The 20395-nt window shown below is 70.4% G+C and carries 23 protein-coding genes; 15 read left to right on the top strand and 8 right to left on the bottom strand.

The annotated features are described in order from the left end of the window. The first annotated feature begins 15 nt into the window (after positions 1-15). From E3U26_RS09500 to E3U26_RS09490, 3 genes are read left to right on the top strand one after another with little or no spacing between them, the layout of a single operon-like run. Complete coding sequence (locus E3U26_RS09500) at positions 16-1113, top strand: ABC transporter substrate-binding protein (protein ID WP_243784781.1); 1098 nt, start codon at positions 16-18, stop codon at positions 1111-1113. Beyond that, positions 1110-2144: a FecCD family ABC transporter permease gene (locus E3U26_RS09495; RefSeq protein WP_036758161.1), complete on the top strand. Its 1035-nt coding sequence runs from the start codon at positions 1110-1112 to the stop codon at positions 2142-2144. Before E3U26_RS09500 ends, E3U26_RS09495 begins: the two co-directional genes overlap by 4 nt. Beyond that, the gene (locus tag E3U26_RS09490) at positions 2144-2920 is read left to right on the top strand and encodes an ABC transporter ATP-binding protein (protein WP_243784780.1); all 777 of its coding nucleotides are present in this window, start codon (positions 2144-2146) and stop codon (positions 2918-2920) included. Before E3U26_RS09495 ends, E3U26_RS09490 begins: the two co-directional genes overlap by 1 nt. A gap of 3 nt (positions 2921-2923) precedes the next feature. Here E3U26_RS09490 and E3U26_RS09485 read toward each other — a convergent pair whose 3' ends face one another. From E3U26_RS09485 to rpe, 3 genes are read right to left on the bottom strand one after another with little or no spacing between them, the layout of a single operon-like run. Further along, positions 2924-3343 (bottom strand): DUF1178 family protein, encoded by a 420-nt coding sequence (locus tag E3U26_RS09485; RefSeq protein ID WP_243784779.1) that lies wholly within the window; start codon positions 3341-3343, stop codon positions 2924-2926. Between the two features lie 40 nt (positions 3344-3383). Then, positions 3384-4583, bottom strand: coding sequence for a 3-deoxy-D-manno-octulosonic acid transferase (locus E3U26_RS09480; RefSeq protein ID WP_243784778.1), 1200 nt, complete (start codon positions 4581-4583; stop codon positions 3384-3386). Further along, positions 4580-5272: a ribulose-phosphate 3-epimerase gene (gene rpe, locus E3U26_RS09475; RefSeq protein ID WP_072461142.1), complete on the bottom strand. Its 693-nt coding sequence runs from the start codon at positions 5270-5272 to the stop codon at positions 4580-4582. The genes E3U26_RS09480 and rpe overlap by 4 nt, the downstream gene beginning before the upstream one ends. 222 nt (positions 5273-5494) lie before the next feature. Here rpe and hslO point away from each other — a divergent pair, with 222 nt between their 5' ends. The 7 genes from hslO (at position 5495) to E3U26_RS09440 (ending at position 12482) form a co-directional block, all read left to right on the top strand. Then, on the top strand, positions 5495-6517 hold the full coding sequence (gene hslO, locus E3U26_RS09470) for an Hsp33 family molecular chaperone HslO (RefSeq protein WP_243784777.1): 1023 nt from the start codon (positions 5495-5497) through the stop codon (positions 6515-6517). Further along, positions 6517-7101 carry an NUDIX hydrolase gene (locus E3U26_RS09465; RefSeq protein WP_036758173.1) on the top strand — a complete coding sequence of 195 codons (585 nt, stop codon included), beginning with the start codon at positions 6517-6519 and terminating at the stop codon, positions 7099-7101. Before hslO ends, E3U26_RS09465 begins: the two co-directional genes overlap by 1 nt. Then, a complete protein-coding gene (locus E3U26_RS09460) occupies positions 7098-8264 on the top strand; it encodes a CCA tRNA nucleotidyltransferase (RefSeq protein WP_243784776.1) in 1167 nt (388 codons plus the stop codon). Before E3U26_RS09465 ends, E3U26_RS09460 begins: the two co-directional genes overlap by 4 nt. After that, a complete protein-coding gene (locus E3U26_RS09455) occupies positions 8264-10114 on the top strand; it encodes an ABC transporter ATP-binding protein (protein WP_243784775.1) in 1851 nt (616 codons plus the stop codon). Before E3U26_RS09460 ends, E3U26_RS09455 begins: the two co-directional genes overlap by 1 nt. Continuing rightward, positions 10111-11331, top strand: coding sequence for a class I SAM-dependent RNA methyltransferase (locus E3U26_RS09450; RefSeq protein WP_499104760.1), 1221 nt, complete (start codon positions 10111-10113; stop codon positions 11329-11331). The genes E3U26_RS09455 and E3U26_RS09450 overlap by 4 nt, the downstream gene beginning before the upstream one ends. Before the next feature lie 65 nt (positions 11332-11396). Then, positions 11397-11912 carry a L,D-transpeptidase family protein gene (locus E3U26_RS09445; RefSeq protein ID WP_036758180.1) on the top strand — a complete coding sequence of 172 codons (516 nt, stop codon included), beginning with the start codon at positions 11397-11399 and terminating at the stop codon, positions 11910-11912. A gap of 297 nt (positions 11913-12209) precedes the next feature. Continuing rightward, positions 12210-12482: a hypothetical protein gene (locus tag E3U26_RS09440; protein WP_243784773.1), complete on the top strand. Its 273-nt coding sequence runs from the start codon at positions 12210-12212 to the stop codon at positions 12480-12482. A gap of 629 nt (positions 12483-13111) precedes the next feature. Here the strand turns inward: E3U26_RS09440 and dalA are convergent. After that, a complete protein-coding gene (gene dalA / locus E3U26_RS09435; RefSeq protein WP_036758184.1) occupies positions 13112-13675 on the bottom strand; it encodes a divisome-associated lipoprotein DalA in 564 nt (187 codons plus the stop codon). Positions 13676-13904: 229 nt separating this feature from the next. On the opposite strand from dalA, the gene E3U26_RS09430 reads away from it, so the two are divergent. After that, on the top strand, positions 13905-14558 hold the full coding sequence (locus tag E3U26_RS09430) for a L,D-transpeptidase (protein ID WP_499104759.1): 654 nt from the start codon (positions 13905-13907) through the stop codon (positions 14556-14558). Positions 14559-15046: 488 nt separating this feature from the next. On the opposite strand, the gene E3U26_RS09425 is transcribed toward E3U26_RS09430, so the two are convergent. The 4 genes from E3U26_RS09425 to E3U26_RS09410 all read right to left on the bottom strand — a co-directional run bounded on the left by E3U26_RS09425 (position 15047) and on the right by E3U26_RS09410 (position 17959). Beyond that, positions 15047-15547: a GNAT family N-acetyltransferase gene (locus E3U26_RS09425; protein WP_243784772.1), complete on the bottom strand. Its 501-nt coding sequence runs from the start codon at positions 15545-15547 to the stop codon at positions 15047-15049. Position 15548: 1 nt separating this feature from the next. Beyond that, positions 15549-15812: a YjhX family toxin gene (locus E3U26_RS09420; protein ID WP_036758189.1), complete on the bottom strand. Its 264-nt coding sequence runs from the start codon at positions 15810-15812 to the stop codon at positions 15549-15551. A 279-nt stretch (positions 15813-16091) separates the two neighbouring features. Beyond that, on the bottom strand, positions 16092-17123 hold the full coding sequence (gene hemH, locus E3U26_RS09415) for a ferrochelatase (protein ID WP_243784771.1): 1032 nt from the start codon (positions 17121-17123) through the stop codon (positions 16092-16094). Beyond that, positions 17120-17959: a methyltransferase domain-containing protein gene (locus E3U26_RS09410; protein ID WP_243784770.1), complete on the bottom strand. Its 840-nt coding sequence runs from the start codon at positions 17957-17959 to the stop codon at positions 17120-17122. Before E3U26_RS09410 ends, hemH begins: the two co-directional genes overlap by 4 nt. A gap of 31 nt (positions 17960-17990) precedes the next feature. Between E3U26_RS09410 and E3U26_RS09405 the strand changes: the two genes are divergently transcribed. Genes E3U26_RS09405 through E3U26_RS09390 form a run of 4 tightly spaced genes read left to right on the top strand, consistent with a single transcriptional unit; the run spans position 17991 to position 20373 of the window. Continuing rightward, complete coding sequence (locus tag E3U26_RS09405) at positions 17991-18728, top strand: double zinc ribbon domain-containing protein (protein WP_499104758.1); 738 nt, start codon at positions 17991-17993, stop codon at positions 18726-18728. Between the two features lie 33 nt (positions 18729-18761). After that, positions 18762-19025: a glutaredoxin 3 gene (gene grxC, locus E3U26_RS09400; protein WP_036758195.1), complete on the top strand. Its 264-nt coding sequence runs from the start codon at positions 18762-18764 to the stop codon at positions 19023-19025. Beyond that, positions 19022-19873 carry a carbon-nitrogen hydrolase family protein gene (locus tag E3U26_RS09395; protein WP_243784767.1) on the top strand — a complete coding sequence of 284 codons (852 nt, stop codon included), beginning with the start codon at positions 19022-19024 and terminating at the stop codon, positions 19871-19873. The genes grxC and E3U26_RS09395 overlap by 4 nt, the downstream gene beginning before the upstream one ends. Further along, on the top strand, positions 19870-20373 hold the full coding sequence (locus tag E3U26_RS09390) for a MarR family winged helix-turn-helix transcriptional regulator (protein ID WP_052096129.1): 504 nt from the start codon (positions 19870-19872) through the stop codon (positions 20371-20373). Before E3U26_RS09395 ends, E3U26_RS09390 begins: the two co-directional genes overlap by 4 nt. The last annotated feature ends 22 nt before the right edge of the window (positions 20374-20395 follow it).

The following is a 20395-nucleotide window of genomic DNA, read 5'->3' as shown; positions in this document are numbered from 1 at the left end:
GCCAACGGACCCGCCATGACCCTGACCCGCCCGCTGCTTGCCGCATTCGCCCTGATCGCCTGGCTTGGCCCTGCCGCGGCGGATGTGATGGCCACCGACATCCTGGGGCGCGAGGTGCATCTGCCCGAGCCCGCCCGCCACATCGTGCTGGGCGAGGGGCGGCACCTGTCGGTTCTGGGGCTGATCCACGACGATCCGGTGGCGCTGGTTTCCGGCTGGCGGCTGGACAAGGCGCTGGACGAGCCGACCATGCAGGCCTACCGCGAGAAATTCCCCGACATCGACCAGATCCGCCCGGTCGGCTCGGGCAATCGCGACATCTCGGCCGAGGCGATCATCGCGCTGCATCCCGACCTGGTGGTGCTGACGCTGATCGACCGGAACGACCCCGGCATGGAGGTCGCCCGCCAGCAGATCGAGGCGGCGGGCATCCCGGTCGCCTATGTCGATTTCTTCTCGCATCCGCAGGAAAACTCGATCCCCAGCCTGCGCATCCTGGGCAAGCTGACCGGCGCCGAGGAACGCGCCGAGGAATTCGCCGAGTTCTACGACAGCCGGCTGGCCCGCATCCGCGACCGGCTGGCCGACCCCGAGATCGCCCGGCCGCGCGTGTTCTTCCACGTCCATGCGGCGCCGCAGAACTGCTGCTCGACCGTGGGCAGCGGGGTGTTTCACGACTTCATCACCACGGCCGGCGGGCAGAACATCGGCCATGACACCGTCAAGGGCGTGCTGGGCAACGTCAGCCTGGAATACCTGATCGGCGCCGACCCGGACGTCTATATCGCCACCGGCGGCACGCATATGGCGGCGCGGGGCGGGCTGGTTCTGGGCTCGGGCGTGGATGCCGAGACCGCGCAGGCCAGCTTTCAGCGGCTGATCGCGGCGCCGGGCTTTGCCTCGCTGCGCGCGGTAGAGCAGGGGCGCACGGCCGGCGTCTGGCACCTGTTCAACGATTCGCCCGTGCATATCGCGCTGATCGAATACCTGGCCAAGACCTTTCATCCCGACCTGTTCCAGGACGTCGATCCCGCCAAGACCCTGGCCGAGATCAACGCCCGCTTCTCGCCCGTCATCGTGCCGGGAACATGGTGGGTGACGCCGGAACAATGAGCGACGCGACGCTGCAACGCTATCACCGGCAAGGCCGGCGCAACGCCCTTCTGGTGGCGGTGCTGGGCCTTGCCGCACTGGCGGCGCTGCTGCTGGACCTGGTCACGGGCCCGGCCGGCCTGCCCCTGGCCGATACGCTGCGGGCGCTGACCGGCGGCGAGGTGGCGCGCGGCACCCAGGTCATCGTCTGGGACGTGCGCCTGCCCGTGGCCTGCATGGCGCTGCTGGTCGGCGCGGCGCTGGCGCTGGCCGGGGCCGAGATGCAGACCGTGCTGGAAAACCCCCTGGCCGAGCCCTTCACGCTGGGCGTGTCCTCCTCGGCCGCGCTTGGCGCCGCGGTGGCGATCGTGCTGGGCCTGACCCTGCCCGGCCTGCCCGCGGTCTGGAGCGTCTCGGGCAACGCCTTCCTGTTCGCGCTTGGCGCGCTGGGGCTGTTGCAACTGTTGGGCCGCATCCGCGGCGGCGGCCCCGAGGTGCTGATCCTGTTCGGCGTGGCGCTGAACTTCACCGCCGCCGCGCTGCTGTCCTTGCTGCAATTCGTCGCCTCGGCCGATGCGCTGCAACAGCTGGTGTTCTGGACCATGGGCAGCCTGGCTTCGGCACAATGGCCGGGCGTGGTGCTGATCGGCGTGGTGCTGGCGGTGGCGGTGCCGTTTTCCTTTCGCGCGGCGTGGAAGCTGACCGCGCTGCGGCTGGGCGAGGACCAGGCGAAAAGCTTCGGCGTCGATGTGGCCGGTCTCAGGCGCTGGACGCTGCTGCGGGTCAGCCTGCTTGCCGCCTCGGCCGTGTCCATGGTCGGCGTCATCGGCTTCGTCGGCCTGGCCGGGCCGCATATCGCCCGCATGCTGGTCGGAGAGAACCACCGCGTCTTCCTGCCCGCCAGCATCCTGACCGGGGCGCTGGTCATGTCGCTGGCCTCGACGCTCAGCAAGACGCTGGTGCCGGGGGTGCTGCTGCCGGTCGGCCTCGTCACCTCGCTGATCGGGCTGCCGATCTTTTTCGCGCTGATCCTGCGCGGCAGGCGGCGCTGATGCAGGGGCTGCTGGCGCAGGGCATCTCGGTGCGCTACGGCGCGCGCAGCGTGCTTGCGGGGCTGGACCTGCCCCTGCTGCGGCCGGGCGAGGTCACGGTGCTGGCCGGGCCGAACGCGGCCGGGAAATCCACGCTTCTGCGCGCCATCGCCCAGTTGCAGCCCCATGGCGGGCAGGTGCTGCTGGACGGGCAGGACCTGGCCCATGTGCCGATGCGCGACCGCGCCCGGCTGATCGGCTTCATGCCGCAAAGCCTGCCGTCAAGCTCGTCGCTGGTGGCGCTGGAAAGCGTGATCGCGGCGCTGCGGGCGGGCGAGACCCTGGGCGCGCGCCAAGCCGATGCGGCCGCCATGGCGGTGCTGGACAAGCTGGGCATCGGCGCGCTGGCGCTCGAGCCGCTGTCGGCGCTCTCGGGCGGGCAGCGGCAGATGGTCAGCCTGGCGCAGGCCATCGTGCGCGACCCCCGGCTGCTGCTTCTGGACGAGCCGACCAGCGCGCTGGACCTGGCGCGGCAGGTGCGGCTGCTTTCCGAACTGCGGCGCCTGGCGGGCGAGGGGCGCATCGTCGTCGCCGTGCTGCACGACCTGGCGCTGGCGGCGCAATGGGCCGACCGCATCGTGCTGATCCACGGCGGCCATACCCATGCCGCAGGCGCGCCGGAACAGGTGCTGACCCCGCAGCTGCTGGCCCAGGTCTATGGCGTCGAGGCGCGGGTCGAGCGCTGCTCGCGCGGGCGGATCATGGTGCTGATCGACGGCGAACACGCGCCGGGCTGACCCCTAGTTCGCCCGCTGCCGCGAACGAAAGGGCAAGGGCGCGACGGGAATGCCGTCCTCCAGCAGCTTGCGGGCCTCTTCCAGCTTCGCCTCGCCATGGATCGCGCGTTCGGGCGCCAGGCCCTCGTGCATGGCGCGGGCCTCGGCGGCAAAGGACATGCCGACGTAATCCGAGGTTTCCTCGACATGGCGGCGCAGCTTTTCCAGCGCCGCCTCATGGTCGTTGCGGGGGTTGTGCAGGTCGGGGGCCTCGTCGCGGCCATGCGCCACGCGCGGCGCCATCAGCGCCTTGTCCACCTGGGCCGAGCCGCAATGCGTGCAAGTGACCTGCCCCGCGGCGCGCAGGGCGTCGAACCCGTCCGAGGACCGGAACCAGCCATCGAAATCATGGCCTTTTTCACAGCGCAGGGCATAGCGGATCATCGCGACTCCTTTCCCCTTGAATATCGGGCCGGGCAAGGGCTTATGCAAGGCCGCGCCGCGCCAGCGCCTTGATCCGCGCGACCAGCGTGGCGGGATCGCCAGCCCGTGCCAAAAGCAGCGCCCGCGCCGCCTGGCCCATGCGGCGCTGGCCCGCGCCGTCCTGCGCCAGGGCGGCCAGCAGCTGCGGCAGCGCCTCGGCCGTGCAGCCCCGCGCCGCGCCCGCCGCCGCCAGGTCGGCATAGTCGCCGGCATGGTTGGCGACATGCGGCCCGTGCAGGATGGCACAGCGCCAGGCCGCCGGCTCCCATGGCGTATGGCCGCCGTGATCGGCAAAGGAGCCGCCGGTGATGCAGATGCCGGCGGCGCGATACCATGTCGCCATCTCGCCCAGCGTATCGGCCAGCAGCACCGGCGCGCCAAGCCCGCCGCCCTGGCTGCGGCGGACGAAATCCAGGCCACGCGCCGCGATCAGCGCCGCCACCGCATCGCCGCGCCGGGGATGGCGCGGCGCCAGGATCAGCCGCAGGTCCGGCACCGCCGCGCGCGCCGCGGCCCAGGCGTCCAGCATCGGCGCATCCTCGCCCTCATGGGTCGAGGCCGCCAGCACGGTGCGCGCGCGCTCCGGCCCGTCCTCGCCCGGCTCGACCTGGGCGGGGGCCAGCAGCTTCAGGTTCAGCCGCGGCGTCAGCGCGCCCGCCCGCAGCCCCAGCGCCAGAAGCCGCGCCTCGCTGTCCGCATCCTGCGCCGACAGCGCGTCGATGCGGGCCAGCATCGGCCCGATCAGCCCCGGCAGCCGGCCCCAGCGCGCCGCCGAGCGGGCCGAGATGCGCGCGCCCACCACCACCTGCGCCACGCCCCGCGCCGCCGCCATGGCCGAACGGTTGGGCCAAAGCTCGTTCTCGACCGTGACCAGCACCGCGGGCCGCAGCCGGTCCAGGAAGCGCCCGACGGCCTGCGGCACGTCCAGCGGCGCCAGCGCGCAAGGATAACCCAGCCGCCGCGCCAGCACGCGCCCGGTCAGGCTGTTGGTCGTCACCACCAGGGGAAAGTCCCGCGCCAGCGCCTCGGCCAGCACCTGAACCGAATTCAGCTCGCCCACGCTGGCCGCATGCAGCCAGATCCCGCCCGGCGCGGCCTCGGGGCCGGACAGCGCCAGCCGCTCGCGCCAATCCGCCCCGGCGAGCGGCGCGGCCAGGCCCAGCGCCCCGCCGGCCAGCGCCGTGGCGCCGCGCCAGATCAACGCAGGGCGGCCTCGGCAGCCTCGCGGATGGCACGGATGTTCTCGCCATAGGGCGCGCTGTTCGACACCGAACCGCCGCGGAACACGGCCGAGCCGGCGACCAGCACATCCGCCCCCGCCGCCGCGACCAGCGGCGCGGTCACGGGATCGACGCCGCCGTCGATCTCGATATGCACCGGGCGGTCGCCGATCATGGCGCGCAATTCGCGCACCTTCTCGACCTGGCTGTGGATGAACTTCTGCCCGCCGAAGCCGGGGTTCACCGTCATCACGCAGATCAAGTCGACATCGTCCAGCAGCGGCCGCGCGGCTTGCGCCGGGGTGCCGGGGTTCAGCGCCAGCCCGGCCCTGGCGCCGGCGCCGCGAATGGCCTGAAGCGTGCGGTGGACATGCGCCCCGGCCTCGACATGGGCGGTGATGATGTCGCTGCCCGCCTCGGCGAAGGCCTCGATATAGGGATCGACCGGGGCGATCATCAGGTGCACGTCCATCACGCCGCGGATATGCGGCCGGATCGCCTTGCACATGGCGGGGCCGAAGGTCAGGTTCGGCACGAAATGCCCGTCCATCACATCGACATGGACCCAGTCGGCGCCCTGGTCCTCGACGGCGCGGCATTCCTGGCCGAAATTGGCGAAATCCGCGGAAAGGATGGAAGGCGCGATCTTGATGCGGCGGTCGAACGTCATGTCTGGCTCCCTGCAATGCCCCTGGTCCCGGTTATCGTCCCGGCCGGCCGGCCGTCAACAGGCCTGAAGGTCGCATTTCTCCGTTTTCCAAATACCCCGCGGGGGTCCGGGGGCGCGAAGCCCCCGGCTTCCCCCTTGGGCTTTCCGCCGCATGGCCTATATTGGGGCCAAGGCGCCAGGCCGCAGCCGGCCCCCGCGCATCCCTATTCCGAAGGACTTGTGATGACCGAAACGAAGGAAATTTCCTGGGACGACAGCATGCTGCCCTTCCAGCTGGAGCGCTCGGACATGCGCGGCCGCGTCGCGCGCCTCGGGCCCCTGCTCGAACACATCCTGTCGCGCCACGACTACCCGGTCCCGGTCAGCGCCATGGTGGCGGAACTCACCACCCTGGCCGCGCTGATCGGCCAGACCATCAAGCTGCGCTGGAAGCTGTCGCTGCAGGTGCGCGGCCACGGTGCCATCCGCACCATCGCCACCGACTACTACGCCCCCGAGACCGAGGGCGCCCCCGCCCGCATGCGCGCCTGGGCCAGCTTCGACGCCGAGCGCCTGCAAGACGGCCTGCCCGGCTTCGACCAGCTGGGCCAGGGCTATTTCGCGGTGCTGATCGACCAGGGCGAGGGCACGACCCCCTACCAGGGCCTGACCCCGCTGGCCGGCGGCTCGCTTGCCAGCTGCGCCCAGACCTATTTCGAACAGTCCGAGCAGCTGCCGACCCGGTTCGAGCTGACGGTGGGCCGCGCGCGCCTGCCCGGCCAGCACCAGGACCATTGGCGCGCCGGCGGCATCATGCTGCAGACCCTGCCGGCCGGCAGCCATGCCGGGCCCGAGGGCGACCTGCAATCCGCCGACATCCTGCAGGGCGCGCAATCCGAGGACTGGAACCGCGCCACCACGCTGATGGCCACGGTCGAGGCGATGGAGCTGGTCGACCCGGCCCTGCCGCTGCCGAACCTGGTCTTCCGCCTGTTCCACGAGGAAGAGCCGACCGCCTTCGCCGCGCAGCCGCTGGTCTTCGGCTGCTCCTGCAATGCCGAGCGGGTGCGCAGCACGCTGTCGATCTATTCGGCCAAGGACATCGGCCACATGACCAATGACGACGGCATCGTCACCGCCGATTGCCAGTTCTGCGGCGCGCATTACGAATTCGACCCGAAAAGCCTGGGCTTCGAGGCGGTGATCGACGCCGAGGGCAATCCCCTGCCCAAGGGCGGGGCCGGGGAAAGCCGGGCCGCGCTTTGATGGGAACGATCCGCGAGACATTGACGCGGGCCCTGTCGGGAACGACGGGGCCCTCGTCGGATTTCGACTTCGGCGGCGCCCCGCCGGGCGAGGTGGCGCTGCGCCCGGCCGGCGTGCTGGCCGCCTTCGACGCGGTGGACGGGCGGCTGATCCTGACCAAGCGCGCCAGCAGTCTGCGCCACCATCCCGGCCAGATCGCCCTGCCCGGCGGCAAGGTCGATCCCGGCGATGCCGACGAGATCGCCGCCGCCCTGCGCGAGGCGCATGAGGAGGTGGGCCTCGACCCCGCCCGCGTCGAGGTGCTGGGCACCATGCCGGCGCATCGCACCATCACCGGCTTTGCCATGACCCCGGTGCTGGCGCTGGTCCACGGTCCCTTCGCCCCCGTCCCCGAGATGGGCGAGGTCGAGGAGGTGTTCACCGTCCCCTTCGCCCATGTATCCGACCCGGCGAACTACCATGTCGAGGGCCGGATCTGGCGCGGGGCGCGGCGCGACTATTACGTCGCCCCCTGGGGGCCCTATTATATCTGGGGCGCCACCGCCCGCGTTCTGCATTCCCTTGCGACAAGGATTGCCCGATGACCCGGCTGACCGCGCCCTTCCTCGACGACCCGGCCCTGGGGCAGGTGCTGGCCGCGCTGGCGGCCCAGGGCGCGCAGGCGCTGATCGTCGGCGGCGCGGTCCGAAACGCGCTTCTGGGCGAGCCGGTGGCGGATGTGGACATCTCGACCTCGGCCCGGCCCGAGGAGACCGTGCGGCTGGCCGAGGCGGCCGGCTTGCGCAGCGTGCCCACCGGCATCGAGCATGGCACCGTCACCGTCATCGCCGATGGCCGCGGCTTCGAAGTCACCAGTTTCCGCCGCGACGTGGAAACGGATGGCCGCCGCGCGGTCGTGGCCTATTCCGACCGCATCGAGGATGACGCGCAGCGCCGCGACTTCACCATGAACGCGCTTTACGCCACCGCCTCGGGCGAGGTGCTGGACCCGGTGGGCGGCCTGCCCGACCTGGCGGCGCGCCGGCTGCGCTTCGTCGGCGACCCGCGCGCGCGCATCGCCGAGGACTATCTGCGCATCCTGCGCTTCTTTCGCCTGCTGGCCTGGTATGGGCGCGAGGCCGACCTGCACGCGCTGGCCGCCTGCAGCGAATTGCGCCAGGGGCTTGCCGGCATCTCGAAGGAACGCATCGGCCACGAGATGCGCAAGCTGCTCGACGCCCCCGACCCTTCCCCCGCCATGGCGCTGATGGCCGAGGCGGGCGTGCTGCCGCTGGTCCTGCCCGGTGCGGATGCCAGCGACCTGCCCGACCTGGTCGAGGTCGAGCGGGAATACGGCACTGGCGCCCTGCCCTGCTGGCCGCGCCGGCTGGCGCTCTTGGGCGCGCCGAACCCGGCCGGGGCGCTGCGCCTGTCGCGGGACGAGGCCCGCACCCAGGACCGGATCGCGCAGGCGCTGGCCATGCCCGCGCCGGCCGCCGCCTATCGCCTGGGCCGCGCGAACGCCGCGCAATCGGTGCTGATCCGTGCCGCCCGCGGCGACCGGCCGGCCTTTGGCTGGTGCCACGAACTGGCGCGCGGCGCCGCGGCGAAATTCCCGCTGACCGCCCGCGACCTGATGCCCGAACTGTCCGGCCCCGCCCTGGGCGAGGCGCTGCGCCGGGCCGAGGACGCCTTTGTCGAAAGCGATTTCACCCTGCCGCCCGAGGCGCTGCTGCGGATCGCCCTGCAACAAGAGGCCCGCGCCTGATGCATGATTTCTTCGCCCGCATGATCGACGCCTTCCGCCCGGCCGAGGGTCCGCCGCCGCGCAGCCTGCTGGCGTTCTTCCGCTGGTGCCTGTCGGGCGCCTGGCCGGGGCTGACGCTGGCGGCGGTGGCCTCGGCGCTGGGGGGCATCGCCGACGTGGTCTCGGCCGTGCTGCTGGGCTGGGTGGTGGATGCGGTGGTCTCGACCCCCGCGGATCGGATCTGGGCGGACCAGGGCGGGCTGATCCTGGGCTTTGCCGCCTTCTTCCTGCTGATCCGCCCGGCGATCTTCGGGCTTTCCACCGCCAGCTCCAGCGTCATCATCGGGCCGAACATCCTGCCGCTGGTGCTGTCGCGGCTGCATCGCTGGACCATGGGCCATGCGGTGACCTTCTTTGACAACGACTTTGCCGGCCGCATCGCGCAAAAGCAGATGCAGACCGCCCGCGCCGTGACCGACGTGGCGACCGAATTCGTCAACGTGGTGGCCTTTGCGCTGGCATCGGTGATCGGCTCTGCCGCCTTCCTGGTCTCGGTCGATGGCTGGGGCGCGCTGGCGCTGATGGTCTGGCTGGGCTCATACGTGCTGCTGATCCGCTTCTTCCTGCCGCGCATCCGCACGCGCTCGGCCAGCCGGGCCTCGGCGCGGGCGATGGTCACGGGGCAGGTCGTGGACACGATCACCAACATCAAGACCGTCAAGCTTTTCGCCCATGCCGAGCACGAGGACCGCGCCGCGCTTGGCGCCATGGCCGGTTTCCGCGAACGCGCGCTGGACTTCGGCCGGGTCAGCACCTGGTTTCGCCTGTCGCTGATGACCATCGCCGGCGCGCTGCCGGTGATCCTGGTCGGCGGCACCATCCTGTTGTGGCGACAGGGCATGGCCACGGCGGGCGACATCGCCGCCGCCGGCGCCATCGCCATGCGGCTGGCGCAGATGACCGGCTGGGTCAGCATGGCGCTGATGGGGGTCTGGGGCAGCATCGGCGAGGTCGAGGACGGCATGAAGACCCTGGCCCCGCCCCATGCCCTGACCGATGCGCCCGACGCCATCGGCCTGGGCCGGGTCGCGGGGCGGATCGACTTCGACCATGTGGATTTCGCCTATGGCCGCGGTGAAGGCGGCATCAGCGACCTGGACCTGCATGTCGCGCCCGGCGAAAAGCTGGGCATCGTCGGCGCCTCGGGGGCGGGGAAATCGACCATGGTCTCGCTGCTTTTGCGGCTCTACGACGTGGAAAGCGGCGCGGTGCGGGTGGACGGCCACGACGTGCGCGCGGTGACGCAGGAAAGCCTGCGCCGCAACATCGCCATGGTCACGCAGGAAACCGCGATGTTCAACCGCTCGGCGCGCGAGAACATCCTGTATGGCCGCCCCGATGCGACCGAGGAGGAAATCGTCGCCGCCGCCACGGCCGCCGAGGCGCATGAGTTCATCCTGAAGCTGCGCGACCACATGGGCCGCACCGGCTATGACGCGCATCTGGGCGAACGCGGCGTCAAGCTGTCTGGCGGCCAGCGCCAGCGCATCGCATTGGCCCGCGCGCTGCTGAAGGACGCGCCGATCCTGGTCCTGGACGAGGCGACCAGCGCGCTGGACAGCGAGGTCGAGGCGCAGGTCCAAGACGCGCTGCACCGCGCCATGCGGGGCAAGACGGTGCTGGCCATCGCCCACCGGCTCTCGACCATCGCCGAGCTGGACCGCATCGTCGTGCTGGAGGCCGGGCGCATCGTCGAACAGGACGCTCATGCCGAGCTGCTGGCGCTGGACGGCACCTATGCGCGCTACTGGAACCGCCAGTCGGGCGGCTTCCTGGGCACCGAGGACGATGCGGCGGAGGCCGCCGAGTGACGCTCTGGACCGTCGAGCGGCTGGGCCGCAAGGGCGACGGCGTCGCCATCAGCGGCGATCAGCGCGCGCTGGCCGCACTGGTGCTGCCCGGCGAACAGATCGAGGGCGAGGCCGAGGCCGGCCGCATCGCCGCACCGCGCATCGTCACGCCTTCGGCCGAGCGGGTGCGGCCGCCCTGCCAGCATTACCGCGCCTGCGGCGGCTGTTCGCTGATGCATGGCTCGGACGATTTCGTGAAGGCATGGAAGGTCGGCGTGGTGGCCGAGGCGTTGCGGGCGCAGGGGCTTTCGGCGCCGGTCGCGGGGGTGCATGTCTCGCCGCCGCGCTCGCGCCGGCGGGCGGTGCTGTCGGGGCGGCGCACGAAGAAGGGCGCGCTCGTGGGCTTTCACGCCCGCGCCTCGGACGTGATCGTGGACATCGCCGATTGCCATGTGCTGCGGCCGGCGATCCAGTCCGCGCTGCCGCTGCTGCGGCAGCTGGTGACGGCCGGCGCCTCGCGTTCGGCCGAGCTGTCGCTGACCGTGACCGAGACTCCGGCGGGGCTGGACCTGGCCGTCTCCGGCGGCAAGCCGATGGAGCCGGCGCTGTTCCAGGCCCTCGCGGCGCTGGCCGACCAGGGCGACCTGGCACGGCTCGGCTGGGACGGGCAGGCGATCACCCGCCGCCCGCCGGCGCTGGCCATGGGCCGGGCGCGGGTGGTGCCGCCGCCGGGCGCTTTCCTGCAAGCCACCGCCGAGGGCGAGGCCGCGCTGCTGGCTGCCGTGCGCGGCATGGTGGGGAACGCCGGGCGGGTGCTGGACCTGTTCGCGGGCTGCGGCACCTTCTCGCTGCCCCTGGCCGAGACGGCCGAGGTCCATGCCGTCGAGGGGCTGGCCGCGCCGTTGCAGGCGCTGGATGCCGCGGCCCGGCAGGCACCGGGCCTGCGCCGAATCACGACCGAGATTCGCGACCTGGCGCGCCGCCCGCTGATGCCCGACGAGCTGGCCTATGACGCAATCGTGATCGATCCGCCCCGCGCCGGGGCCGAGGCGCAGGCGCGCGAGATCGCCCGCGCGCAGGTGCCGCGGCTCGCCTGGGTCAGCTGCGACCCCGTCACTTTCGCAAGGGATGCGCGGATTCTCGCCGAGGGAGGCTATGGGTTGTGCCGGCTGTTCATGGTCGACCAATTCCGCTGGTCGCCGCATGTCGAGACCGTGGCGGAGTTTCGCCGACGCTAGCGAAATTTTAATCTCTGTGGTATTTCATAACAAAACGAAGCGCATAGCGCACACAGAGGGCAGTGATGATTCGGGCAATACGCGCATTTTTCGCGGTTGTCGCAGTAGCCGTTTTGGCAAGCTGCGGCGGGGGCGACAGCCTGCAACCCAGCAAGACCTATCAGGGGCCGCCGATCACGCAGATCGTGGTCAAGAAGGCCGATCGCAAGATGTATCTGGTCAGCGGCAAGGAGGTCGTCAAAAGCTACAAGATCGACCTGGGCAACCAGCCGTTTGGCCACAAGCAATTCGAAGGCGACGGCCGCACGCCCGAGGGCCTGTATTTCATCGACCGCTTCAACCCGCGCAGCCGTTACCACCTGTCGGTCGGCATCTCCTATCCTTCGGCGCAGGACGTGGCCAATGCGGCGGCGCGCGGCCAGCGGCCGGGCGGCGACATCTTCATCCACGGCCTCGGCCCCGAAGGGCGGGCGCTGAACCGGCCGGACTGGACCGCCGGCTGCATCGCCGTCACCGACCAGGAGATCGAGGAGATCTTCACCATGCTGCGGCCGGGCGTGCCGATCTTCATCTATCCCTGACGCCGCCCGAGGACGAGACAGGCCCCGCGCATCAGCGCGGGGCCTTGCCATGTCCGAAGGCCGGGAAGGCGGCAAGCCCCGGCCGGCGCGGCTGACGCATCGGCCATGAACAACGCCCGTGGTCTTCGCGCCGCCTGCACCGGCAGAGCGATCCGGCCGGGCGGGCGGGTCGGTTGAACCGAGGCTTCGCGGCAAAATAACGAGTTGCACAAGGGCGATGCCTGCCTGTAGGTAAAAAATTGACTGAATCACTTGGGTATTATCAGTCGCTTCTTCACCTATTCGCGGAGATCATCCATGAGATCGCTACTTGCCCCCGCCCTTCTGGCCGCCACCTTCGCCGACGCCGGCGCCCAGGCCCAGGATTTCGGCTATGAAGCATTCGAGCCTTCGGTGAACCATATCGACCTCGAGACCTGTCCCGCCCGCGTGACGGCCAAGGAGGTCTTCTGCCGCGCCACGCTTCTGAACGACACCGTCTATGTCTATGTCTTCGAGGACACCGACGAGATGAAATACGTCGAAATGCTGACCTTCGAGGCAGGCGAATACGAGATCACCTTCAAATAACGATCCGGGGCGCGGGGTCCGGCGGACCGAAGCGGCCAACGTGCTGCGCCCTGCAGGATCGGTCCCACGACGGCATTTTCCGGCCAGCCTCGGCCGGCCGGACATGACGGCACCTGGCACCGAATGCCGCATCCTTGCTTCGGCTCTCTTCGTGAACCGGCATGCGCCACCGACGGGGCGCGGCGCGGCAATGGCCCTGACCGGACGCCGCTTGCAGGCCGGGCGGGAAGCTGGAACCCGGCACCGGATGCCGCATCATGCTCCGGCCCTCTTCGTGAACCGGCATGCGCCGCCGACGGGGCGCGGCGCGGCAATGGCCCTGACCGGGCGCCGCTTGCAGGCCGGGCGGGAAGGCGGAACCCGGCACCGAATGCCGCATCCTTGCTCCGGCTCTCTTCGCGAACCGGCATGCGCCGCCGACGGGGCGCGGGGCGGCAGCGGTCCTGACCGGATGCCGCTTGCAGGCCGGGCGGGAAGCTGGAACCCGGCACCGAATGCCGCATCCTTGCTTCGGCCTCTTCGCGAACCGGCATGCGCCGCCGACGGGGCGCGGGGCGGCAATGGCCCTGACCGGGCGCCGCGCAGGCCGGGCGGACATGACGCGGCCCGCAGAGGGCCGCGCCGCGCGGTCAGATGCCGGCGCCGGGGGCAAAGCCGCCGGCCATGGCCACCGGCGCGCCGGCCGCGCCGCCGGTGATCAGCACCCACCAGATCTTGCCCGAAGGCTCCTGATACCAGCCGATGCCGAATTCCGTGGCGCGCGGGTCCATGATCACGTCGCGGGTGTCGCGGGTCTGCATCCAGGCGTTCAGGGTGGTGATCTCGTTCTCGTAGGTCTCGGAGATGTTCTCGCCGACCAGATGGCCCATGTAGCCCTGGCGCCGCACCCGCTCGAGCGGCGAAGAGCCGTCCGAGCCGAAATGCCAGGCCCGGTTCTGCGCCGCCATGTCGCGGGCATGGACCTTGGCGGCCGCATCCAGCGCGGGGCTCTGCATCATGGCGGGGGCCGCGACATTGGCGCGCAGCGCGTTGATCTGGCCCAGGACGCGGCCGGGGATCTGCGCCTCTTCGCGCGGGGTGATGCGATAGGCCGTCGGCAGCGGCTGCCCGTCGGGGCCCAGTTGCGGCTGAGGCTGCTGGCAGGCCGCGAGCGCCAGCACCGACACAAGCGCCAGGGTGGAAAGTTTCAGCATGATGTCCTGTCCCCAAGGATGTTTGCGCCAGCCATACAAAAGCGCAACCGCCGCTTCAAACCCAAGATTGCGTGAGCGCAACAGGCTGCGACTGTGTTGCGACAATGACGCTTGTTTGAATTGCAAGGCGCCCACGGCGGGCGTAAATCCCCGTTCCAGCAAGACCTCTTTCGCACATTCGGGCAGAGAAGGCCGCAGGAAGCGGTCCGTCACATATCAGGAGCGACACATGATCACGCCGAAGAAACCGGTCTCGCGCCGGAAATTTCTGACCGCCTCGGTGGCGATGGGCGCGGCAGGGCTGGCGGGCCCGGCTATTGCGCAATCCTTCGACCCCTATACCGGCCAGCCCCTGCAGGGCACGGCGGGCGGCGCCACCCCGGATGCGGGCATGGTGCAATACGACGCCGCGCAGGATTCGCGCCGCAACATCTCCAGCTTCCGCATGCAGGACTGGCAGCCCTATTTCAGCAGCCTGACCAATGGCGCGATCCTGGTCGACCTGACCTCGCGCGCGCTGCATTACTGGTCCGAGGACCAGTCGGTCTACAAGCTGTTCCCGACCTCGGTCCCGGTCAGCGCCGACCTGACCCGCACCGGCCGCACCGAGATCATCAAGAAGGTCGAGGGCCCCAGCTGGGCGCCCACCCCCGAGATGAAGAAGCGCAACCCCGAATGGCCGGATTTCGTGCCGCCGGGGCCGGACAACCCGCTGGGCACCCATGCGCTGTGGCTGAGCTGGCAGTATTACCGCATCCATGGCACGCATGACACGCGCAAGATCGGCCGCAAGTCCTCGAACGGCTGCATCGGCCTTTACAACGAGCATATCAAGCAGCTCTACGACCTGACCAAGATCGGCACCCAGGTTCTGCTGATCTGACCCGGCCGAACAGGAACGACAGCAAGGGGGCCGCGAGGCCCCTTTTTCGTTTCGACCCTTTGGATCGGAAAAGGGTCGGGCTGCACCATCGGAGGATGCAGCCCGACCCCCTGGTCACTCCTGCGGGTCCAAGCCAAATGCCGGATGATGGATCGGCTCTCCGCGAGGCGAGATGCAGTCGATCTGACCCGGCCACGACAAGAGCGACCGCAAAGGGGTCGCGAGGCCCCCTTTTCGTTTCGACCGCCTGGATCGGCGAAGGGTCTGGCTGCACCGCCGCAGGAAGCAACCCGTCCCCCGGTCACTCCTGCGCACCCAGGTCGAATGGCGGATGGTGGATCGGCTCTCCGCGAGGCGAGATGCCGTCGATCTGACCCGGCCGGGACAGAGGTGACAGCAAGGGGCCGCGAGGCCCCTTTTTCGTTTCGACCCTTTGGATCGGAAAAGGGTCGGGCTGCACCATCGGAGGATGCAGCCCGTCCCCCTGGTCACTCCTGCGGGCCGAGGCCGAATGCCGGATGATGGATCAGCTCTCCGCAAGGCGCGGTGCCGTCGAAAGGCAGGGCCAGGACCACCTCGGGCGGGCAGCCCGCTACGCGCAGGCTGGGGAAGGCACGGAAACCGAACCGGCCATAATAGGCCGGGTCGCCCACCAGCGCCGCGCCGCGGCCGGTCGCTCGCAATCGGCGGAGGGCCTCTGCCATCAGGGCCGTGCCGATCCCCTGGCCGTGCCTTGAGGGCAAGACGGCAAGCGGGCCGATCAGGCCCCAGCCGTCCTGCGTCCCGATCCGTGCCGCCGAGGCGGCCAGGTAGCCGACCACCGCACCCTCGTCCTCGGCCACAAGAGAAAGGGCAAGCGCGCCCTGCGCCCGCAGCGCCTCGGCGATGCCGGCCTCGGTTCCGGTGGATTGCGCCAGCATCAGCAAGGCTTCGGTGACAAGCCGGCCGATCGCCGGAATGTCGCCGGTGGTTTCATCGCGGATCAGCATGTCAGGCCCCCTGATTGTCGAGTTGCGCGCGCACCGACAAGCGGCCACGCTTCGATATCCGATACGGGCTGCCTGACCGCGATTCGATCAGCCGTTTCCGCCGCAACCGGCTGAAGACGGCCAGATCGAAGCCGGCAAGGATCATCCCCTCGCGCGTGACGCATGTCACGGAGGTGATCCTGGCGCTGTCGCCGCGCTCGTGCAGGATGCGGCCACCCAAGGCCAGGACGTGCAGCGCACGTTGTTCATTTCGTGAAATGTTCATGGAAGTCTCGCATGACGGACGTGAAAGACACCCCGAGCGCACATGCGCCCGGCGGCTTTGAATTCACGCGGCTCTCCGAGATTCAGAGAGCCTTGTCACACAAGCTCTGACATCCAGTCTCCATAGGCAGCGGGGATTGTCGCTGCTCGCGCCACCAATCTAGGAAGCGGGCGCCGTTGGAACAACCCCCGTAGAATGACGGGCCGTGGCGGCCCGCCCCGTGATCGGCGCCAGCAGCGGCTGCGTCCCGCATGACGGGCATGGCGGCCGCTCGGGCCGTCAGACCCAGCCCGCCAGGTTCTCGTCGATGACCGCCGCCAGCACGTCGATATGCGCGGGCTCGGCGTTCAGGCAGGGGATATAGGTGAACTCCTTGCCGCCGGCATGTTCGAACGCCTCGCGGATCTCGCCCTGGATCTCTTCCAGCGTCTCGATGCAATCGGCCGAGAAGGCGGGCGAGATCACCGCGATCTCGGTGATGCCCTGCTGCGCCAGTTCGGCCACATGCTCGACCGTATAGGGGCGCAGCCATTCCTCGGTCCCGAAGACCGACTGGAAGGTGGTGTCGATCACGCCCTCGTCCCAGCCCAGCCGTTCCCGGAGCAGGCGCGAGGTCTTCTGGCATTGGCAATGATAGGGGTCGCCCTCCATCAGATAGCGCTTGGGCATGCCGTGGTAGCTGGCGACCAGCTTGCGGGGCTGGCGGCCGCCCAGGGCGCGCTCGACCGAGGCGGCCAGCGCCTCGATATAGTCGGGCCGGTCGAAATAGGGCGGCACGGTGCGCGAGGCCGGCTGCCATTTCTGCGTCATCAGCGCGCGGAAGAACTGGTCGTTCGCCGTCGCCGTGGTCGCCCCGGCATATTGCGGATAAAGCGGGAAGAACAGGATGCGGTCGCAGCCCGCCTTGACCATCCGGTCCACCACGTCCGCGGTCGAGGGATTGCCGTAGCGCATGCAGAAATCGACCATGACCCGGTCGCCCCACAGCGCCGCCGCCCGTTCGCGCAGCGCCGCCACCTGCTGCTTGGTGATGGTCATCAGCGGGCTTTCGTCCGCCTCGTTGTTCCAGATCAGCCGGTAGTTCGCGCCCGAGGTAAAGGGCCGCTTGGACAGGATGACGGTCTGCAGCAGCGGCTGCCACTTCCAGGCGGGATAGTCGATCACCCGCTTGTCCGACAGGAACTCGTTCAGGTAGCGCCGCATCGGCCAGTAGTCGGGCGAATCGGGCGTGCCCAGGTTGGCGACCAGCACGCCGATCTTGCGGGCTGGGATGTTCGGATGATCGGCTGGAGCATACTCGGTAAAGGTCATTCGGACTTTCTCGTGCTGGCAAGAGCTTCGGCAAGCGACATCCGGGCCGAGCCGGGCCGAAGCGGTTTCTGCTGACTGGCATCGGGCGCCCATCCGGTCAGGAAAACCAGATCGAAGGTGGCCCGGATGCGCGTCCCGTCCTGCGGGTCGGGATGGTTTTCGGCATAAAGCGCGGCGGCGCGCAACAGGACATCTCGTCGCGTCGGGCGCCGCAGCCGCTGGGCCAGCGCGTTGCCCTCGCCCATGGCGCGCAGGTCGCGGCCCAGGTGGAACAGGCTGCGATAGCTGGCGATCTGGGTGATCTGGTCGGCGACCGGCAGTGCCAGGCCCGCGCGCGGCAGCAGCCCGCCCAGGTCGCGGATCTCGCCCATGGGCAGGACGCGGGGCGACAGGCCGCCCGTCACCTCGGCCTCGGCGCGGGTCAGGGCGTCGCGCAGCTCGTGCAGGGTGCGCCCGCCGGGACAGGCGGCGATGAACAGCCCGTCGGGACGCAGCGCGCGCGCCGCCTGGGCGATCTGGCCCACCGGATCCTCGGCCCAGTGCAGCGCCATGGCATGGATCACCAGGTCATGCGCGCCGGGCTCCAGCGCCAGCGCGGGCGTATCGGCGACGACCGTGGCGCCGGGCATGGCGTCGCGCCAGAGCTGCGGCCGGCCGGTGACGACGGCGACGGCGCTAAACCGTCTGTTAACCTCTGCCAGCCTATCCTCGATCTCGTCGGCGACGATTCGATGCAGGAAATCGACCGGCCCCAGGCGCAGGGCGCGGGCGCGGTTGCGGTCCAGCGCGCGGCGGTCGGTCAGGCCGGGAACGGAAGAGGTGGGATCGGGCATCATGGGGGCTGAACATAGGGGGCTTCGCGGCTTGATGAAAGGCGCATTGCGGCTGGTCTATCCGCCGCAATGCCTGTGCTGCGGCGCGCCCGTCGCCGACGAGGGCGGGCTGTGCCCCGCCTGCTGGCGCGAGGCCGATTTCATCACCGGCACCTGCTGCGCGCGCTGCGGCACGCCGCTGCCGGGCGACGGGGCCGGCGACGCCGGGGATGCGGCGGCGGGGCTGCTGGTCTGCGACGATTGCCTGGGGCTGCAGCGGCCCTGGCAGCAGGGCCGCGCGGCGCTGGTCTATCGCGGCAGCGGGCGCAGGCTGGCGCTGATGCTGAAGCATGGCGACCGGCTGGACCTGGCGCCCGCGCTTGGCGGCTGGGTGGCGCGGGCGGCGCTGCCGCTGCTGCGGCCGGACGCGGTGGTGGTGCCGGTGCCGGTGCATCTGCGCCGGCTGCTGAAGCGCAAATACAACCAGGCCGAGATGCTGTCGCAGCATGTCGCCCGCGCGCATGGGCTGGCGCATCTGCCCGGCGCCCTGCGGCGGCTGCGGCATACGCTGATGCAGGACCATGGCAGCGTCGGCGACCGTTTCGCGAATGTGGACGGGGCGATCGGCGTGCCCGCGCGCATGGTCCCGCGGCTGCGGGGCCGCGCGGTGCTGCTGGTCGACGACGTGATGGCCTCGGGGGCGACGCTGGCGGCCTCGGCTCAGGCGCTGGCGGCGGCGGGCGCGGGGCCGATCTCGGTCGTGGTTCTGGCGCGGGCGGTCAAGGATGCCTAGATATGGGGGCGAACATCAATCCGGGACGCGCATATGCCCAAGGTCGAACTGTATACCACCCCCACCTGCCCCTATTGCATCGCCGCGAAATCGCTGCTGCGCAAGAAGGGCATCGCCTATCACGACACCGATGTCAGCCGCGATCCGCAGCTGCGCGCGGCAATGACCCAGCGCGCCGGCGGCCGCCGGACCGTGCCGCAGATCTTCATCGACGGCCGCCATGTCGGCGGCTGCGACGACCTGCATGCGCTGGACCGCCAGGGCAAGCTGGACGCCCTGCTGGGCCTGACGGCATGAGCGAGGCGCTGACCGCGGGGCTGGTGCAGCTGAGCGTCTCGGACGATCCCGAGCGCAACCTGCCGGTCACGCGGGCGCTGGTGCGCGAGGCGGCGCAGGGCGGGGCCGGCTGGGTGCTGACGCCCGAGGCGACCAACCTGCTGGGCGCCAGCCGCGAGCGGCAGGAGCATGTCCTGCGCACCGAGGCCGAGGACCAGACCCTGGCCGCGCTGCGCGAGGATGCGCGCGAGCTGGGCATCTGGCTGCTGATCGGTTCGCTGTCGCTGAAGACCGGCGATCCGGGTGAGAGCCGCTTTGCCAATCGCAGCTTCCTGATCGCGCCGGACGGCAGCATCCGGGCGCGCTATGACAAGCTGCACATGTTCGACGTGACCGTGTCCGAAAGCGAATCCTATCGCGAATCGGCGGCCTTCCGGCCGGGCGGGCGGGCGGTGCTGGCCCAGGGACCCCTGCCCGTCGGCATGACCGTCTGCTACGACCTGCGCTTTCCCGCGCTTTACCGCGCGCTGGCCCAGGCGGGGGCCGAGGTGCTGACCGTGCCCGCCGCCTTCAACGACACCACCGGCGCCGCGCATTGGGAGGTGCTTCTGCGCGCCCGCGCCATCGAGACCGGCTGCTTCGTGCTGGCGCCCGCGCAATGCGGCACCCATGCCAGCCATGCCGAGCCGGACCGCCGGCCGCGCCGCAGCCACGGGCATTCCCTGGCCGTCGGACCCTGGGGAGAGGTGCTGGCCGATGGCGGCACCGAGCCCGGCGTGACCTTCGTGACGCTTGACCCGGCGGCGGTTCTCGGGGCACGGTCCCGCATCCCATCCCTGACGCATGACCGGAACTTCGCGGGCCCATGATCCACAAGACGCAAGACAGCCCGCACGGACATGCCGAAGCCTCGGCCGACGCCCTGGCTGCCAGCCTGTTTTCCGAGGTGTTCATCGCCGACCAGCTGGCGCGCGACCTGATCGGCAAGGCGCTGCCCAAGGGCATGCAGATCTCGCATTTCTCGGTGCTGAACCTGCTGGCGCACCTGAATGTCGAGCGCACGCCGGCCGAACTGGCCGAGGCGTTCCACGTCACCCGCGGCGCCATGACCAACACGCTGTCGCGGCTGGAATGGGCGGGGCATATCCATATCCGCCCGGACTGGGACGACGCGCGGCGCAAGTTCATCGCCATCAGCCCGGCCGGCCGGGCGGCGCGGGACGCGGCGCTGGCCGCCTTCATGCCGCGAATCGCCGACGTGGTGCGCGATGTCGGCGCCGACCGGGTGCGCGCGGCGCTGCCGGTCCTGCGCATGCTGCGCAAGCAGCTGGAAGAGACGTTGCGTCACGAAACGCGCGGCGGGCGCTGACCCCGCCGGTCGCCCGGTCGCA

It is taken from the genome of Paracoccus ferrooxidans (genome assembly GCF_029909815.1).
GTDB classification, from domain to species: Bacteria; Pseudomonadota; Alphaproteobacteria; order Rhodobacterales; family Rhodobacteraceae; genus Paracoccus; species Paracoccus versutus.
Note: the sequence above shows the minus strand (reverse complement) of the source record. Positions and strands in the feature narration are given on the sequence as shown.

What these genes read in the sequence shown, in the direction of transcription:
- grxC (WP_036758195.1), top strand. Translation starts at nt 18,762, where the DNA reads ATGCCCAAGGTCGAACTGTATACCACCCCCACCTGCCCCTATTGCATC.
- dalA (WP_036758184.1), bottom strand. Translation starts at nt 13,675, where the DNA reads ATGCTGAAACTTTCCACCCTGGCGCTTGTGTCGGTGCTGGCGCTCGCG.
- E3U26_RS09490 (WP_243784780.1), top strand. Translation starts at nt 2,144, where the DNA reads ATGCAGGGGCTGCTGGCGCAGGGCATCTCGGTGCGCTACGGCGCGCGC.
- E3U26_RS09495 (WP_036758161.1), top strand. Translation starts at nt 1,110, where the DNA reads ATGAGCGACGCGACGCTGCAACGCTATCACCGGCAAGGCCGGCGCAAC.
- hemH (WP_243784771.1), bottom strand. Translation starts at nt 17,123, where the DNA reads ATGACCTTTACCGAGTATGCTCCAGCCGATCATCCGAACATCCCAGCC.
- hslO (WP_243784777.1), top strand. Translation starts at nt 5,495, where the DNA reads ATGACCGAAACGAAGGAAATTTCCTGGGACGACAGCATGCTGCCCTTC.
- E3U26_RS09420 (WP_036758189.1), bottom strand. Translation starts at nt 15,812, where the DNA reads ATGAACATTTCACGAAATGAACAACGTGCGCTGCACGTCCTGGCCTTG.
- E3U26_RS09410 (WP_243784770.1), bottom strand. Translation starts at nt 17,959, where the DNA reads ATGATGCCCGATCCCACCTCTTCCGTTCCCGGCCTGACCGACCGCCGC.
- rpe (WP_072461142.1), bottom strand. Translation starts at nt 5,272, where the DNA reads ATGACGTTCGACCGCCGCATCAAGATCGCGCCTTCCATCCTTTCCGCG.
- E3U26_RS09460 (WP_243784776.1), top strand. Translation starts at nt 7,098, where the DNA reads ATGACCCGGCTGACCGCGCCCTTCCTCGACGACCCGGCCCTGGGGCAG.
- E3U26_RS09485 (WP_243784779.1), bottom strand. Translation starts at nt 3,343, where the DNA reads ATGATCCGCTATGCCCTGCGCTGTGAAAAAGGCCATGATTTCGATGGC.
- E3U26_RS09430 (WP_499104759.1), top strand. Translation starts at nt 13,905, where the DNA reads ATGATCACGCCGAAGAAACCGGTCTCGCGCCGGAAATTTCTGACCGCC.
- E3U26_RS09465 (WP_036758173.1), top strand. Translation starts at nt 6,517, where the DNA reads ATGGGAACGATCCGCGAGACATTGACGCGGGCCCTGTCGGGAACGACG.
- E3U26_RS09500 (WP_243784781.1), top strand. Translation starts at nt 16, where the DNA reads ATGACCCTGACCCGCCCGCTGCTTGCCGCATTCGCCCTGATCGCCTGG.
- E3U26_RS09405 (WP_499104758.1), top strand. Translation starts at nt 17,991, where the DNA reads ATGAAAGGCGCATTGCGGCTGGTCTATCCGCCGCAATGCCTGTGCTGC.
- E3U26_RS09425 (WP_243784772.1), bottom strand. Translation starts at nt 15,547, where the DNA reads ATGCTGATCCGCGATGAAACCACCGGCGACATTCCGGCGATCGGCCGG.
- E3U26_RS09390 (WP_052096129.1), top strand. Translation starts at nt 19,870, where the DNA reads ATGATCCACAAGACGCAAGACAGCCCGCACGGACATGCCGAAGCCTCG.
- E3U26_RS09455 (WP_243784775.1), top strand. Translation starts at nt 8,264, where the DNA reads ATGCATGATTTCTTCGCCCGCATGATCGACGCCTTCCGCCCGGCCGAG.
- E3U26_RS09445 (WP_036758180.1), top strand. Translation starts at nt 11,397, where the DNA reads ATGATTCGGGCAATACGCGCATTTTTCGCGGTTGTCGCAGTAGCCGTT.
- E3U26_RS09395 (WP_243784767.1), top strand. Translation starts at nt 19,022, where the DNA reads ATGAGCGAGGCGCTGACCGCGGGGCTGGTGCAGCTGAGCGTCTCGGAC.
- E3U26_RS09440 (WP_243784773.1), top strand. Translation starts at nt 12,210, where the DNA reads ATGAGATCGCTACTTGCCCCCGCCCTTCTGGCCGCCACCTTCGCCGAC.